The sequence below is a fragment of the Algicola sagamiensis DSM 14643 genome (genome assembly GCF_000374485.1).
Taxonomy (GTDB): domain Bacteria; phylum Pseudomonadota; class Gammaproteobacteria; order Enterobacterales; family Alteromonadaceae; genus Algicola; species Algicola sagamiensis.
Window position 1 is genome coordinate 235,813 of sequence record NZ_KB894491.1, and the last position, 15,394, is coordinate 251,206.

A 15,394-nucleotide genomic window follows, 5' to 3' on the forward strand; every position below is an offset into this window, starting at 1 on the left:
AGCTTTTTTGCAGTATCGTTTTTGCTTTATCTCTCATTCAAAATCACAAGCCAGAATTGATTGTGGTGAGAAATATGGTGTGTTTGAATGTTTAAAGGCGGCACTCGTAATCATCATCTCGCGTCGCTCGCAAGATTGCACGGCGGCGGTGGACATTAAATAAAGGCCAGGCAAGTGGTCCTGTCAACGCACCAAGTACAAACCAGCGCTTTGCAGGCATCCCCGCTTTGATTGCTTCAAAGTAGAGCAATAAAGAGAAAATCAGAGAGAGTAATACAAAAATCAACGGCGCACCCTATCAACATACTTCCGAGTCACAACTGGGCGCGAATTATACTAGAACGAACAAAAAACAGCCACATCTTTAGTGGCTGTTTTTTGTATGAATCGACTAATCCTTTGTCATTTCGAGAGTTGTTTTTATGCGTCCTGATAAAATTTACCGTCTTTTTCGGCCATATTCTTTAAACAATCCGCTGGCTCAAAGCGATCACCGTAACGTCTTTGGTAACCTTCCAACTTGCTCACCAACTGCTTTGCTCCAAGCTGATCCATATAACGGAATGGACCACCTAAGAATGGTGGGAAACCAATCCCGAAAATTGCTCCAATATCGCCATCACGAGCATTCCGGATGATCCCTTCATCCAAACAGCGTGCTGCTTCATTGAGCATTTGCACCACACAACGCTCAGCGATTTCGTCTTTCGATTGCTTCTGGTTTGGTGTGATCCCAAGCAGTGCATAGACACTCTCATCGACTTCTTTCTTACTCTTCTTCGCTTTGCCATTGTAAAGGTATAGGCCTTTACCATTTTTCTTGCCTTTACGACCATCAGCGATAAGTTTATCGAATGCTGCCGGAGCCTGAAAACGATCACCAAGTTCACCAACTAATATAGGGCCTATCTTCGCACCAATATCAATCCCAACTTCATCCAATAATGTCATTGGGCCAACTGGGAAACCAAAGTCAACTAAAGCACTATCTAAATGTTCAATCGGCTCACCATCAAGCAGTACAAAAGCAGCTTCATTCATATATGGAGCAAGGATACGGTTGACATAGAAGCCCGCCTTATCTTTAACAACAATCGGGGTTTTGCCTTGTTTACGCGCAAAATCAACGGTTGTAGAAATTGTACTATCAGACGTTTTGTCATGGGCGATGACTTCAACCAAAGGCATTTTATCGACTGGTGAGAAATAATGCAGACCAATCACATTCTCTGGACGCTTCGCCTCACCTGCTATTTGGCCGATTGGCAAAGAAGATGTATTCGACGCAAAAATGGTATTTTCACGACAGTTTTCTTCGACATCTGCCACCATACGGCGCTTCAGATTCAAATCTTCGAATACCGCTTCCATCACGATATCTGCATCATGGAACCCTGAATAGTCCACCGTTCCCGTCAGCATATTCATCTGCTTTTGCATTTCTGCTTTCAAGATATGTCTGCGTTTGACCTTCTTATTGAGCAGATCAAAGCTGTACTGCATCGCATGTTTAATGCCATCATGGCTGATATCTTTTAAGCGTACAGGCACACTCGCTTTATTGGTTGTGACATAAGAAATACCACCGCCCATCAAACCACCACCAAGTACTGCCGCTTTGTTGACCTTGAGAGGGTCAACGCCATCGACACCATTTTCTTTTTTCATCTCCGTCGTTGCGAAGAAAATCGAACGCAGTGCTTCTGACTCTTTGGTCATGACTAATTCTGAGAAGCCTTTCGCTTCTTTGTCATACCCTTGCTCAATCCCCAGTTCCACACCGGCCTTGACTGCGTCTAAGATCTTCTCTGGTGCTGGGTAATTTCCGCGGGTTTTCTTCAGTGTTTGCTTGGTTGCCTGATCGAATAGGACCTTGCGACCATATGGGTTGGTCTCAAGTACTTTGCCCATCAAATCAAGTTTAGGTGGCTTACGGCTTGGTTTGCCTTTCTTCGCCAACTTAATTGCAGCATCCAATAAGATTGTCTTTGGTACAATATCATCCACCAAGCCCATTTTTTTTGCTTGTTTTGGACGAATTTGCTTACCTGTCAGCATCATATCCAATGCTTTTTGAACACCAACTAAACGAGGCAAACGCTGTGTACCACCACCACCAGGCAATAGGCCAAGTTGAACTTCAGGAAGGCCAATCGCTGTTTTCGGGTTGGTTGTACAAATACGTGCGTGACAAGCAAGCGCTAGTTCCAAACCGCCACCCAAACACGGGCCGTTTATGGCTGCGATAATCGGCACCTTGAGGGTTTCTAAATCCTTGAAAACACGTTGAGCAGTCCGTGAGATCTCTTCTGCATCATTTTGTGACTTACAGGAGTCCAACATACTAATGTCAGCACCTGCAACAAAAGAGTCATCTTTACCAGAGATCAATACAAGACCCTTCAAATTTGGCTCATGCTTGATCTTGTCCATGATTTCAACAAATTGATCGGCAAACTCGCTTTTGAGCGTATTCATTTTTTCGCCTGGAACATCCATCGTGATCACGCCGATATTATCATCACGGATCTCAAGAGAAAAAGCGCTCTTCTTTTTAGCCGTCATCTTAGTCTGTCTCCACAATCATCGCTGCGCCTAATCCACCCGCAGCACAAGCCGTTGTTAGACCTACACCACCGCCACGGCGGCGTAATTCATTGAGGGTTTGCGTGATCAAACGTGCGCCCGTCGCTGCAAATGGGTGACCATAAGCAATCGAGCCACCATTGACATTGAATTTATCCATGTCGATTTCACCAATTGCTTTGGAACGACCTAAGTGCTCTTTCGCAAATTGTGTGCTGCCAAACATCTTCACATTCGCCAATGCCTGTGCTGCAAATGCTTCATGCATTTCGATGAGATCGAGATCTTTAAGCTCCATTCCAGCTCGCGCAAGTGCAAGTGGTGTTGCAAACGAAGGACCCATCAACATGTCTTCCCAGACATCAATCGCCGCAAATGCATAGCTTTTGATATAGCCAATTGGCTCATAGCCTAGCTCTTTTGCACGCCCCTCACGCATCAACATCACAGCCGCAGCACCATCAGTCAGTGGTGTCGCATTTGCAGCAGTTACACTTCCGTGCGCTCTATCAAATACAGGGCGAAGCTTCGCATAGCCTTCTAATGTCGAGTTATCACGAATGTTGTTATCCATGCTGATAAATGTTTTATGTGGCTCTGGATGCGCAGTCATGACCTCTGCATCCATCTTCTTATCCGCCCAAGCTTTCGATGCAAGCGTATGAGAACGATGTGCAAGCTCATCCTGTGCTTCACGGGTGATCTGGTGGGTCTTCGCCATTTGCTCAGCCGTATCACCCATAGAAAGACCTGTTGAGTATTCAGCAACACCTGGTGCAACTGGCATTAAGTCACGTGGCCTTAAACGTTTGAAGATATTCAGACGCTGACCCATTGTTCTTGCTTTGGTTAAATCAACCAATGCGCGTGCCAATGTTTTTGAAACACCAACCGGGAGAACAGAAGAAGAATCCGCGCCACCTGCAATCCCGATGTCTGCTGCGCCTGCCATAATCGACTCGGCTACGTTGACTGTCGACTGGAAGCTCGTCGCACAGGCTCTGGATACACTGTATGCATCTGTGCTGATGTTCATTCCAGTTCCCAGAACAATCTCGCGCGCAATATTTGGCGCCTCTGGCATTTGAACCACTTGACCAAAGACAACCTGATCGACTAGTTTAGGGTCAATTTCGGATCGGACCATCATTTCATTGACAACCATTTTTCCGAGATCGAGGGCAGAAACACCATGAAAAGCCGTTGCTTGCTTCGCGAACGGCGTTCGTAATCCTTGGACAACTGCGATACGTTCGCCTTTGCCTGTTGTGAGTTTTTGACGTGCAGTCATGATTAACCTCATCTTTATCGCCGACACAGGGCAGGATACACCCTGGTGGTCAGACCTGTAGATTCCCGTGATTGTAGCGATAAATTTTTAAAATTTAAACACTTGTTTTATCCCAATTTGAACCATATATATGCGTCGATGTCATATAGCCAGTTTTTCATGGCGATCCAACGTAAAAAGATGCGGTTCTTTTGACCATAATCTCAGGTTTGGTTCAAAGAACAACTGCAATACATGAAGGTCAGAAACCAATTATAGATAAGAAGAAACTATGACGGTCGTAAAACAATTTCATCAATTAAACGAATATTTAAATACCCAAGTCATCGGTCAACCTGATCTCACCAAAAATATTATGGTCGCGCTACTGGCGAACGGCCACCTTCTTGTCGAAGGACCACCGGGACTTGCGAAAACGCGTGCCATTAATGCATTGTCCAAAGGGATTGAAGCCAGCTTCCATCGTATTCAGTTTACACCTGACCTTCTCCCGGCTGACTTAACCGGCACAGATATCTACCGCCCTGAGAATGGGCAGTTTGAATTTCAACCCGGTCCGATTTTTCATAATCTTATCTTGGCGGACGAAATTAACCGTGCACCAGCCAAAGTCCAGTCAGCGTTATTGGAAGCGATGGCTGAGCAACAAATTACTGTCGGCAAGAAAACTTATCCACTTCAAAAACTATTTTTAGTGATGGCAACGCAAAACCCGATTGAGCAGGAAGGGACTTACCCACTTCCGGAAGCACAATTGGATCGTTTCTTGATGCATTTGAGCATCGGCTATCCAGCTGCGGATGTCGAAAAACATATTTTAAGGCTGACCAGAGGAGAAGCCCTGCAAAAACAAGTCGAGATTGAAAAACGACTCACCCAAGACGACATATTCACTGCACGTGAGGAAGTCTTAACAATTCATATGGATGAAGCAGTTGAACAATACATCGTCGACTTAGTGGTTGCCACTCGACAGCCTGAAAAGTATGACGATCAACTCAAAAACTGGATTGAGTTTGGTGCCAGTCCGCGAGCCACAATCGCGCTTGATCGCTGCGCCCGCGCCCATGCATGGCTGCATGAGCGTGACTTTGTCACTCCAGAAGATGTGCAAGCCGTATTCTTCAATGTCCTGCGTCATCGTCTCATTTTGAGTTATGAAGCAGAGGCAGATGGTGTTGATGCAAACCAAGTCCTCACTCGGATTTTAGAATGCGTCGCTGTCGTGTAAGTACGGCTGAAGTCGAATATAGCTGTTATTGACAATCATGGAGAATTTCGATGGTCTGGGGTAATCATCAAGACAGACGTAAAATCACGAATTGGCAAGATGCGACTGGAGCGAACGGTGTCCAACTGACGCAGAAAGAGCTTCTATATTATCGCTCGAAGACCTTTCTCTTAGATTTGTCGCCGTCGATCCGCTCCAAGTCCACACTCTTTGGAAACTATATTGGGTTCACCAAAGGGCGTGGGATGGAATTTGATGAAGTTCGTCATTACCAACCCGGTGATGATGTTCGAGCGATTGACTGGCGCGTCACTGCAAGAACCGGAAAAACCCATACGAAGCTATTCCGAGAAGAAAAAGAACGCCCATTGGTCCTGCTTTGCGATCTATCTCCATCGATGTATTTTGGCTCACAGCTGGCACTCAAGTCAGTGCAAATGGCACACCTAGCTGCCCTTATTGCATGGAAAGCTAAAGATCGCGGGGATAAAATTGGTGCACTGCTTTTTAATCAACATACGCACCATGAGTTAAAGCCACAATCCCGGCAACGGGGTGTACTCAGTTTGATCCATCACCTGGAAATAATGCACGCCAATGCCATTCCAAATGGTGAGGTCACTGTCTCGCAAGTCAGGCTTGAGGATGCGCTTCACAGAATGCGCCGAATTGCTAAACCGGGTAGTGATATCTTCCTACTTTCTGATTTTCGTGATTTATCCGAAAATGCGATAAAGCACATCAGTTGGATCAGCAGGCATTGTCAGCTCACCGCTTATATCATCACGGATCCGATGGAACACCAACTCCCTGCTTCAAATTCGGCAACCCAACTCAACGCAACGGATGGGCAACAGACCGTTCGCATTGATTTACACAGTAAAAAACAACATCAAGAATATGCATCTCGTGCTGCCTTGCACTGGCAACAAGTACTCCATCGCTTAAAGAAATATCAGGTCCGTTGTATTCCGATTTCGGCCGCAGAACCGTTAGATAAACAATTAAACCCATGAACGCGCTGATACCTATTTTGATTTCATCCACACCCGATGCTTTGCCACTCGAAGATATTATCGAGCCTGAGCAAATCAGTCAGTTGCCGATCGCTGTTGGTTGGTGGTTACTCTTATGTCTTGTTGTAACCGTTATGACAGCCCTCACGATGTTTGTGTTTCATTCACGACGAAAAAATCAAGCAAAGCGTGCTTTTCAAAAAGAGCTGTCTTTGATCCAAACCAATGATCCACAAGCCTCTGTTCAAATTGCACAATTGCTCAAGCAACTCGCTCTGTCCTACTTCCCTAGGCAAAAGGTTGCTGGATTACATGGCTCAACCTGGGTTGCCTTTCTAAACCAAAGTATGAAACAGCCGCAGTTTCAGGAAAGTTGGTTCTCGCAACTTTACAACCCAAAATCGACATTGACGCCTGAACAGGTGGATACGATGAAGCAAGCTGCAATGACGTATTGCAAGCAGCTCAAAGTCATAGGAGGTTCTCATGCTTGAATGGAGCTGGCCATGGAGCTTTGTGTTATTACCAATTCCTCTGCTCATGTATCTCGTGCCACCAAAGCTGCAAGAAGTAGGTGCCGCACTCCCCTTGCCAACAGCCAACTTGCTCACCGATTCTGTTGCTGAGCAAAGTGCATCGAAGTGGCCACAAATGATGCTTTGGGTGATTTGGATATTGCTTGTTTGCAGCCTCGCTAGGCCGCAATGGGTGGGTGAACCAATCACCATTCCACAAGAAGGTCGAGATATTATGCTTGCTGTTGACCTGTCTGAAAGTATGCTGGAGCAAGATATGGTCCTTAACCGTCAGCGAGTGGACCGTCTCACAGCTGTGAAAAGTGTCGTTGGAGACTTCATTGGCAAACGTTCAGGTGATCGCCTTGGATTGATCCTCTTTGCAGATACAGCTTATCTTCAAGCCCCCATGACCTATGACCAACAAACCGTGAAGACACTACTGGATGAATCCGTGATTGGCTTAGTCGGCCGAAAAACTGCGATTGGCGATGCGGTTGCTTTGGCCGCAAAACGCATGAAATCCGAAGAAGTGAAAGAAAAAGTTCTGATCCTGCTTACCGATGGGGAAAACACATCAGGTAACTTAGCCCCACTTAAAGCACTACAGCTTGCAAAAGCAGAAGGGATGACCATTTATACCATTGGTGTCGGTCAGGATCGCCGTGGCTTTGGCGGATTACTTTATGGCCGTTCCAGCATTGATAAAACCATGCTCAAAAAACTGGCCGAAGAAACTGGCGGGCAGTTTTTCCATGCAGGAAGCACAAAATTTCTTCAGGAGATCTATAACCACATCAATAAAATAGAGCCTGTCGCAGATGAGAGTTTCACACTTCGTCCAACGACTGACTTATTTTACCGCCCTCTTGCGGTCGCATTGTTATTCAGTGCCTGCTGTGGGCTTTTTTCACTCATGAGGAGCCGTTAAGATGCAGGATTTTCATTTCTTACGGCCTGCATGGTTGCTTGCCATGATCCCTTTGCTAGTATTGGCTTATTTCTTGATTCAATATCGCCATCAGGTACGCGGTTGGCAATCATTTCTTCCTGCACATTTGGAACAATTTTTAATTCATTCGACACCAGGCTCGACGCAAACACGTGCTTTCTGGTGGTATAGTATAGCGATTGCATGGGTCACTGCCTGTATTTCTCTCGCTGGACCCACTTGGGAGAAGCAGGAATCGCCTGTTTTTGCACAAAAGCAGGCGCAAGTTCTGTTGATGGATATGTCCAATTCCATGTATGCAACAGACATCAAACCATCCCGGTTAATCAAAGCAAAATACAAAGCCATTGATATTGCCAAGCAACTCACTGAAGGTGAAACAGGACTCGTGGCTTATGCTGGTGATGCATTTGTCATCTCCCCACTGACGAATGATTCAAAAAATATTGTTGCCCTACTCCCCAGCCTGTCACCGGATATCATGCCAGACAAAGGCTCCAATCTAGCTGCCGGGATTGAAAAATCAATCGAGATCCTCAAGCAAGCCAAACATAGCAAAGGAAATATCATTCTGATCACAGACGGCATTGATGCCGATGAAATTCAAGCGGTCAACCAGCAGTTTGCAGGTACTCAATTTACTTTGTCGATTCTTGGTGTGGGTACAGCCAAAGGCGCACCGATTCAACTCCCCAATGGGAAAGGGTTTCTCAAAGACCGATATGGGTCGATTGTACTCCCGAAAATGTCTGCATCATTGCTTCAGCAGCTTGCCTATGATCAAGATGGAAGCTACCAAACGGTGACCCATGATCAACGAGATATCGAGTCACTCCTGCGCGGATTACCAAAAGTGTCTTCAAACAAAGAAGAACAGTCGACGAATATGACAGGAGAGCAATGGCATGACATGGGCGTTTATTTGGTCATTTTGATTTTGCCAGTCGTGCTTTATGGCTTTCGTCGCGGTGTTTTGGCCTGTCTCATGGTTTGTTTATTGATGCCACAACAAGCGCCTGCTTCAACATGGGATAATTTATGGAAAACCAAAAATCAACAAGCTGCACAAGCCTACGAGCAAGAAGACTATTCAAAAGCCGCAAATGCATTTCAAGATGAAAAGTGGAAAGCCAGCGCATTATACAAAAACAAACAGTATGAAGAAGCACTTGAACTGTTTCAAAAAGATAATAGTGCGCAAGGTCATTACAACCAAGGGAATGCGCTCGCCCAATTAGGAAAACTTGACGAAGCACTCAAAGCCTACGATGAAGCACTCAAGAAAAACCCGGATCTTGAAGCTGCGAAGAAAAACCGAAAGCTTGTTGCTGCAATGAAGGAACAACAGAAACAACAGCAACAAAATCAAGACCAGAATAATCAGGACAGTCAAAGTAACGCCGAGCAAGACAATCAGCAGGGAGAAAACAATCAACAAAACCAGGATCAATCCCAGCCTGATCAGCAAAATGGTGAACAACAGGATCAGCAGCAGTCTCAATCTGAACAACAGAGCGACGATCAAGACGGTGCAAAAGAAGAACAGTCGGAATCACAACAAAAAACATCTGATGAAGACTCTCAGCTTGCTGAAGATATCGCAAAGCAATCTCAAGCCATGCAAGATGAAAATAAAGACCCTTCAGAAGAGGAGCAACAATCTCGTTTAACCAAGGCCGATGAGCAATCTGAGCAGAAAAATGAAGACGAACGGACAGCAGCGGCTTATCAAGAAACCGATCAACCACTCACGCCAGAAGAACAGGAAAAACAGCAACAAATTAAGCAACTGCTCCGCCAAGTGGAGGATGACCCTTCCATTCTTTTACGAAATAAAATGCTTTTAGAAAAAAAACGCAGACAAAACCGTCAACATGAGGTTGAAGAAACATGGTAAGACTCATTTTTAGTATTTTGGTGCTCCTCGTTTCCTTCAGCACCTTCGCGGAAAAACTCACAGCAACTGTGAGCAATAATCAATTGGCAATCGGTGTACCATTTGATTTATACCTCACTTTTGAGGGAAAAATATCGAATAACAGCTTTGATTCGTCCCCTTTATTAAAAGACTTTATGGTTGGGGGAACCAGCGTTTCAAGCCAACAGCGGATCATCAACGGAGATGCCAGTTTTCAAACACGCTGGACCATCCGTTTGACGCCTAAAAAAGCAGGGACTGTCACGATCCCATCTTTTAACCTGCATGGTGTCACTTCCAAACCGATCACATTACAGGTGAGTAAAACACCCCAGACTCAGGGCGCAAAAGACGATAGTTTTATCTTAAATGCAGCGATCCAAGATGAGTCGCTATACCCGCAGCAAACGACAATGCTTACCGTGACATTAAAGCTCGGTGCGCCATTTGAGAACGCAAAGTTAACGCCACCAACGTTGGAAGGTGCGATTATTGAAGCTGCGGGGGAAGATAAAGAAACTCAGCAGATCATCGGCGGCCGTCAATACCGCATTATTGAAAGGCAGTATCGTGTGACACCGCAACGCAGTGGTCAATTCGAATTATCCCCTGTGATTTTCCAAGCAGAAAAGTTAGAGAATGCACAAGGATTCTTCCGTTCATTCGGTCAACGTCAACCTGTTGTTCTCGCTTCAAAAACACATCAAATTGAAGTCAAACCGATCCCGAAGCATTATCAGGGCGCTTGGCTACCCAGTGAGATTGTTGACTTAAAAGAAGAATGGCAGCCCGCAAAAGGTTTTAAACAAGGCGAACCCATCACTCGGACGCTGACCTTAACCGCCCTTGGTGTCCGCGGAGAAGCTTTACCAGATATCACTATCAACTATCCAAATTCGCTCCAGACATATCCTGACAAGCCTGAGCGAAAATCAATGATGCACCAAGGAAGAGTTGTCTCTCAACTCGTCCTCTCCACAGCCATCATTCCAGGTCAAGGTGGTGAGATCACAATCCCCGAAGTCAAAATCCCTTGGTTTAATACCAAGCGTAACAAAGTTGAATACGCAACACTTCCTGAGCGAACCATTTCTGTTGAAGCCGTTGCAAACGCAAGTCCGGCACAACCCATTGTTCAGACTCCAGCGCCTGCCCAAACGCAACCGCAAACACCTGTTGAGCCAGTCACGATAATTAAAACAGAAACGACATTATTTTCCTGGCTAACCTATACATTCGCAGGTTTATGGCTGATCACTGGCCTTGGTTGGGCTGTTCACATAATTTATTTAAGAAAAAATGCAACTTTTTCACTAGAAAAGGTGACTTACTCTAGTCAATCAGATGCACATTGGAAAAAAGTTGAAAAAACGATTCAACAAGAAGACTGGAAAAACTTAAGTAAAGCCTTACTCGCATGGGCGTGGCAGCGTTGGCCTGAACAGCAAATTTCTACGCTGACAAATATTCCTGGCTGGCGACAGCACCCAGAGTTGGATGTGCTACTGAAAACAGTCAATGAAGCAATTTTCTCCAACAAGCGTGTTGAGATTGATAAAAAAACAATACAGAAACAAATTTTGGCCTTAAAAACACAAGCAAAGGCTGAACATGAGATTCAGGGTGTTCTTGCACCATTAAACCCCTGAAAACCCATGTAAAGGAAGCCGATTCAATGAGGGAAAAGTGATTGCTTGATTTGTTTTTAGCCTCATTAAAACCAATACAAGTGGCAAAAATTTATGGTTTTCAGAAAGAAAAAAACCACTCCCTCGGTCCTTATGGACATGGCTACGAAACAAAAAAGATACGAGGCGCTGGTGAGCGCCTATCACGCAGATGTTTATCGATACACCTACTGGCTCTGTGGAGACCAGACGGTGGCAGAAGATCTTGTGCAGGAAACATTCCTGCGTGCGTGGAAGTCGCTAGACGCTTTACAAGAAGAGCAAGCTGCGAAAGCTTGGCTCATCACCATTGCACGACGTGAAAATGCACGTCGATTTGAGCGCAAACAGTTCGATTTGGTCGATATTGATGATGTTTCTGTTTCCGACAGTGGTGTCAGCAATGAGGAATATATGGAAAGAGCACAGATCAGACGGCAAATGGCAGCGTTACCCGAAGAATACCGCGAACCGCTCCTACTACAGGTTGTTGGCGGATTTAGTGGGGACGAAATTGCTGAGATTCTGGATCTGAACAAAAACACGGTCATGACACGACTTTTTCGCGCTCGCAATCAACTCAAAGACGCTTTAGAAGAAACCACAGAAAAACGGGGGTTTGGCAATGGATGATTTAGAATTCCGACGTCAGCTGTTTGCTGATCCTGACGCACCAGATGTCAAAGATGTAGCGAAAAACGATCCAGCAAAACAGAAAAGCTTGCAGGAAGCACAAGCGCTGAATGCGAAAATTCATGATGCGCTGAATATTGATGTGCCAGAGAACCTGGAACAACGACTGATTTTGCGCCAAACACTCGAAAGCCACAAAGTTCAGCAACGCAAAAGCAGGCTTCACCTAGCAATGGCTGCGTCTATTGCCTTTGCTGTTGGGCTTGGGATCAATCAATGGCAGTTTTCTCCTGTGTATGACAGCTTGTCACAGCAGGCGCTCGCACATGTGTATCATGAGTTAGACGCCGTCAACACAACCGGTGACGATGAAAACTATGCTTTGGGTCAAGTGAATGCAAAACTGGCTTCATTTGGCGGTCAATTTATCAAAGAGCCTGCGAAGTTTACCTATGCGAATTTCTGCCGATTTGACAGTATTCTTTCACTCCACCTGATTGTTCAGGGTGAGTATGGTAAAGTCAGTTTATTTGTGATCCCGAAAGAAGATTCACTCCCGGCTGATGGCATATTTTCGGATCAGCGATTCCAAGGCGATACACTGCAAAGTGAAAAAGCCAATGTGATTATCATTGGTGAAAAAGGCGAGCCAATCCCGAAGTGGAAATCACGGATCCAAGAAGATATTCGCTGGCAAACTTAAAGATGGAAAGATACTGATCCGCAGTCAGTTCTACTTATACAAAGCAAAAAAGAACAGCCATCAAATCAGGCTGTTCTTTTTTATGTTATTAATTTGTAATTATTTTATGCTTGCGTTCCGACGTTGATTCTTATTTAATACGAATTTTCGCCCCTAAATTCGGGGCAGTAGACTCAAACACAATAACGGATACAACATCATGGAACTTAATCAAAAAATAATTTTCCCTTCTGCACTCTCAATCCTATGCATCTCGATGATGACTGGTTGTGGTGGGTCGAGTGGTGGTGGTCAAAGCGACGATAAAACCCCCCCAGTTGTTGGTGGGACAAGCTGCGGAACATCACTTGAGTTCAAGAATAATATCAATCGCACCATCCAAGTTGCTTCCACCAAAAAAGCGACTGATAAAGATCATTGGGAAAGTCCACGATTCAGCTTTAGCTTGGATACAAACAATATTGGTACAGGTGGCAGCCAAATTAACTCAACTGTAGATAAATGCATCAAACTTGCAGATACACTAGGAAAAGCAACAAACGCGACCGATGACCAAGGTACACAATTCTTCTTCGATCCGACCCTCTATTTAACTTTTGAGGATGTCGATTTTCTTACCATTCAAGACTGGGATGCACAGGGCGGGAATACAGATATTGGGCCTGCAAAAATCAAAACTGCGGCATTTCGTATTCCGACCCTTTCCAGTGATGGGAAAACAAGCTACGAAGCAGATGATGCTAGAGAAGCACCGAATGCAACGTTGACTTGTCCTGACAATATGTTTACTTTCGAATATCAAATCTCACCAAGCGACACCAATCATGGCGCTGATATCTGTCAGGCAAATGATGTGGATCCAACTCGATTTGATTGCCTGAGCCTCACCGTCAAACTCTCTGATACGTTTGAGTCTTGCAGCTTGAATGTCAGTTCTGTGAAAGTCCCAAATCAGAATCGTCAGTATCAATTTTCTACGTCGCTCAAAGGTACATTGAAGCAAACAGCACCCAATCTCTATCAAATACAGTTCACCGAAGCTTCTGTGAAATAAACAGCTTTTACTGTCATCATATGGGAGAGGTGTTCAACCACTCTCCCATGCGAATCATCAGCTAAAAGGAAACTTAGAACTCCTGATAATGCAGCACTTGCATGCCTTCAATTTGGATATTATTTCCGATGATTGATGCGCTGACGTGTACTTTGTTCTCTTTACATTTTTCAAATCGAAACGCCCCCATGGGAATACTCACGTGAAAACCTCCACTTGAAACAAAGTCGATTCTTTGGCTTTTGTATTTATCTTCCCCACTTTCTAAAGTACAAGAAACCGAAACATCTGCATAACCACGCTCCTTTGCTGGTTGATTGTGGCGATCATACGAACGTTGGCGTTTGAGTGCTCGAAAAGAAACATCAACATAAAACCCTTGTTGCCCATGAATTTCTTCTAATTGAAATGCCTTCCTGAGAGACAATGAGGAATCACGCACCTTCACGTTCGAACCTGATTCGGTCATCGAGCTGATCTTCCCATCAATACATCCGTGTTGGATTGAATAGTAATCGGGTGAGCGACTCCCTCGATTATTTGTGCTTCGGGTCATATGGATCTTCTCTTTGCGAACATCCGTATTAAAATTTAAATTGCCAGTCACTGGGAGTAAATACACTTGAAAACCCATTGTAATTCTAAGGGGGCCATCACTTATTGCTGAGTTTTCTTGAAAAAGCGTGTCTGCCCAGCCAATGCGCTTAAAACCCGTTGTGGAATAACCATCTAACCATGTTTTTCCATTCGATCTTGGTGTGAGAAACTTTTTGCGGTAATCCATAGCGCTCGGAACAAGCGAAGCATCACTTGCACCGCAATCCAACGGGATATCATAGGTAATTCCTGACAAGTAGGTCTGTTGACTGAGCGCTGAAAAACTAAGAAATAGAAAAGATGTGGTACATAGAGCGGCCTTGCGCATTGATATCTCCTGATGATAAATAGAATACCACCACAAAGTACCATATCAAAAAATAGAGCAACATCATGTTTTTGCTCTATTTTTATTATAAAAACAGCTTATATAAACAAAAAACAATAATTAAGTTTTAGATAATTTTTTTAATACACGAGAAACAGCTACAAAACCAAAGGAAGCAGTCACAACGGTTGTTGCCCCAAATCCAGCATTACAATCAAGTCTCATGCTGCCATCCGCGCTGGATTTTGCATGGCAAACTGTGCCGTCTGCATTCGGATAAACCAGTTGCTCTGTACTGTAAACGCAATCGACTCCAAACTTTCGCTTTGGGTTCTTCGAAAAACCGTATTCTCTGCGGAGCATCGAACGGACTTTTGACATGAGCGGATCCTGAACTGTCTTCGCTACATCCCCAATACAGATTTGAGTTGGATCCGTTTGTCCCCCTGCTCCACCCGTTGTGATCACGGGGATTTTTCTGCGTTTGCAATGCGCAATTAAGGCTGCTTTCGACTTTACCCCATCAATCGCATCGACGACATAATCAAAAGTCTCTGTAATATGCGCTTGCAAATTCTCTGTCGTGATAAAGTCTTCAATGACATTGACTTGAATATCTGGGTTAATTTCACGAAGTCTGTCCGCCATCACATCCACTTTCGCTTCGCCAATGGTCTGTTTTAATGCGTGAATTTGTCGATTCGTATTGGTTACGCAAATATCATCCAAATCAATCAGTGTGATCTCACCAATTCCTGAGCGGGCAAGGGCTTCCGCAACCCAGGAGCCAACACCACCAATACCAATCACACAGATGTGCACTTCACGGAAAATGGCTAAGGCTTTGTGTCCATAGAGTCGAGCTATTCCACCAAATCGATGCTCATAGGCTTGTTCTGACAT

14 protein-coding genes are annotated in these 15,394 nt (G+C 44.8%); 9 read left to right on the plus strand and 5 right to left on the minus strand.

From position 1 onward, the window contains the following. Positions 1-91: 91 nt before the first annotated feature. The 3 genes from C505_RS0101085 to fadI form a co-directional block, all read right to left on the minus strand. Entirely contained in the window at positions 92-286 is a 195-nt protein-coding gene (locus C505_RS0101085) for a hypothetical protein (RefSeq protein ID WP_018690749.1), read from the minus strand. A gap of 134 nt (positions 287-420) precedes the next feature. Further along, positions 421-2,565 carry a fatty acid oxidation complex subunit alpha FadJ gene (gene fadJ / locus C505_RS0101090; RefSeq protein ID WP_018690750.1) on the minus strand — a complete coding sequence of 715 codons (2,145 nt, stop codon included), beginning with the start codon at positions 2,563-2,565 and terminating at the stop codon, positions 421-423. 1 nt (position 2,566) lies between these two features. Further along, positions 2,567-3,877 (minus strand): acetyl-CoA C-acyltransferase FadI, encoded by a 1,311-nt coding sequence (fadI, locus tag C505_RS0101095; protein ID WP_018690751.1) that lies wholly within the window; start codon positions 3,875-3,877, stop codon positions 2,567-2,569. Between the two features lie 271 nt (positions 3,878-4,148). Between fadI and C505_RS0101100 the strand changes: the two genes are divergently transcribed. From C505_RS0101100 to C505_RS0101140, 9 genes are all read left to right on the plus strand, one after another. Then, positions 4,149-5,108, plus strand: coding sequence for an AAA family ATPase (locus C505_RS0101100; RefSeq protein WP_018690752.1), 960 nt, complete (start codon positions 4,149-4,151; stop codon positions 5,106-5,108). Positions 5,109-5,158: 50 nt separating this feature from the next. Continuing rightward, positions 5,159-6,124, plus strand: coding sequence for a DUF58 domain-containing protein (locus C505_RS0101105; protein WP_018690753.1), 966 nt, complete (start codon positions 5,159-5,161; stop codon positions 6,122-6,124). Beyond that, complete coding sequence (locus C505_RS21060) at positions 6,121-6,618, plus strand: DUF4381 domain-containing protein (protein WP_018690754.1); 498 nt, start codon at positions 6,121-6,123, stop codon at positions 6,616-6,618. Before C505_RS0101105 ends, C505_RS21060 begins: the two co-directional genes overlap by 4 nt. Then, positions 6,611-7,570, plus strand: a complete 960-nt coding sequence (locus tag C505_RS0101115) for a vWA domain-containing protein (RefSeq protein WP_018690755.1) — start codon at positions 6,611-6,613, stop codon at positions 7,568-7,570. The genes C505_RS21060 and C505_RS0101115 overlap by 8 nt, the downstream gene beginning before the upstream one ends. A 1-nt stretch (position 7,571) precedes the next feature. After that, positions 7,572-9,488, plus strand: coding sequence for a vWA domain-containing protein (locus tag C505_RS0101120; protein ID WP_018690756.1), 1,917 nt, complete (start codon positions 7,572-7,574; stop codon positions 9,486-9,488). Further along, the gene (locus C505_RS0101125; protein WP_018690757.1) at positions 9,482-11,158 is read left to right on the plus strand and encodes a BatD family protein; all 1,677 of its coding nucleotides are present in this window, start codon (positions 9,482-9,484) and stop codon (positions 11,156-11,158) included. The genes C505_RS0101120 and C505_RS0101125 overlap by 7 nt, the downstream gene beginning before the upstream one ends. A gap of 93 nt (positions 11,159-11,251) precedes the next feature. Next, on the plus strand, positions 11,252-11,809 hold the full coding sequence (locus C505_RS0101130) for a sigma-70 family RNA polymerase sigma factor (protein WP_026317640.1): 558 nt from the start codon (positions 11,252-11,254) through the stop codon (positions 11,807-11,809). After that, on the plus strand, positions 11,802-12,512 hold the full coding sequence (locus tag C505_RS0101135) for a DUF3379 family protein (protein ID WP_018690759.1): 711 nt from the start codon (positions 11,802-11,804) through the stop codon (positions 12,510-12,512). Before C505_RS0101130 ends, C505_RS0101135 begins: the two co-directional genes overlap by 8 nt. Before the next feature lie 199 nt (positions 12,513-12,711). Further along, positions 12,712-13,566, plus strand: a complete 855-nt coding sequence (locus C505_RS0101140; RefSeq protein ID WP_018690760.1) for a hypothetical protein — start codon at positions 12,712-12,714, stop codon at positions 13,564-13,566. Between the two features lie 73 nt (positions 13,567-13,639). Here the strand turns inward: C505_RS0101140 and C505_RS0101145 are convergent, their stop codons facing one another. Then, positions 13,640-14,491, minus strand: a complete 852-nt coding sequence (locus tag C505_RS0101145; protein WP_018690761.1) for a hypothetical protein — start codon at positions 14,489-14,491, stop codon at positions 13,640-13,642. A 120-nt stretch (positions 14,492-14,611) separates the two neighbouring features. Then, positions 14,612-15,394, minus strand: coding sequence for a tRNA cyclic N6-threonylcarbamoyladenosine(37) synthase TcdA (tcdA, locus tag C505_RS0101150; RefSeq protein WP_018690762.1), 783 nt, complete (start codon positions 15,392-15,394; stop codon positions 14,612-14,614).

Bases quoted from the DNA above. Each gene is read 5' to 3' on its own strand.
- fadJ (WP_018690750.1), bottom strand. From the start codon at position 2,565: ATGACGGCTAAAAAGAAGAGCGCTTTTTCTCTTGAGATCCGTGATGAT.
- fadI (WP_018690751.1), bottom strand. From the start codon at position 3,877: ATGACTGCACGTCAAAAACTCACAACAGGCAAAGGCGAACGTATCGCA.
- C505_RS0101100 (WP_018690752.1), top strand. From the start codon at position 4,149: ATGACGGTCGTAAAACAATTTCATCAATTAAACGAATATTTAAATACC.
- C505_RS0101105 (WP_018690753.1), top strand. From the start codon at position 5,159: ATGGTCTGGGGTAATCATCAAGACAGACGTAAAATCACGAATTGGCAA.
- C505_RS21060 (WP_018690754.1), top strand. From the start codon at position 6,121: ATGAACGCGCTGATACCTATTTTGATTTCATCCACACCCGATGCTTTG.
- C505_RS0101115 (WP_018690755.1), top strand. From the start codon at position 6,611: ATGCTTGAATGGAGCTGGCCATGGAGCTTTGTGTTATTACCAATTCCT.
- C505_RS0101120 (WP_018690756.1), top strand. From the start codon at position 7,572: ATGCAGGATTTTCATTTCTTACGGCCTGCATGGTTGCTTGCCATGATC.
- C505_RS0101125 (WP_018690757.1), top strand. From the start codon at position 9,482: ATGGTAAGACTCATTTTTAGTATTTTGGTGCTCCTCGTTTCCTTCAGC.
- C505_RS0101130 (WP_026317640.1), top strand. From the start codon at position 11,252: ATGGTTTTCAGAAAGAAAAAAACCACTCCCTCGGTCCTTATGGACATG.
- C505_RS0101135 (WP_018690759.1), top strand. From the start codon at position 11,802: ATGGATGATTTAGAATTCCGACGTCAGCTGTTTGCTGATCCTGACGCA.
- C505_RS0101140 (WP_018690760.1), top strand. From the start codon at position 12,712: ATGGAACTTAATCAAAAAATAATTTTCCCTTCTGCACTCTCAATCCTA.
- C505_RS0101145 (WP_018690761.1), bottom strand. From the start codon at position 14,491: ATGCGCAAGGCCGCTCTATGTACCACATCTTTTCTATTTCTTAGTTTT.
- tcdA (WP_018690762.1), bottom strand. From the start codon at position 15,394: ATGTCAGAACAAGCCTATGAGCATCGATTTGGTGGAATAGCTCGACTC.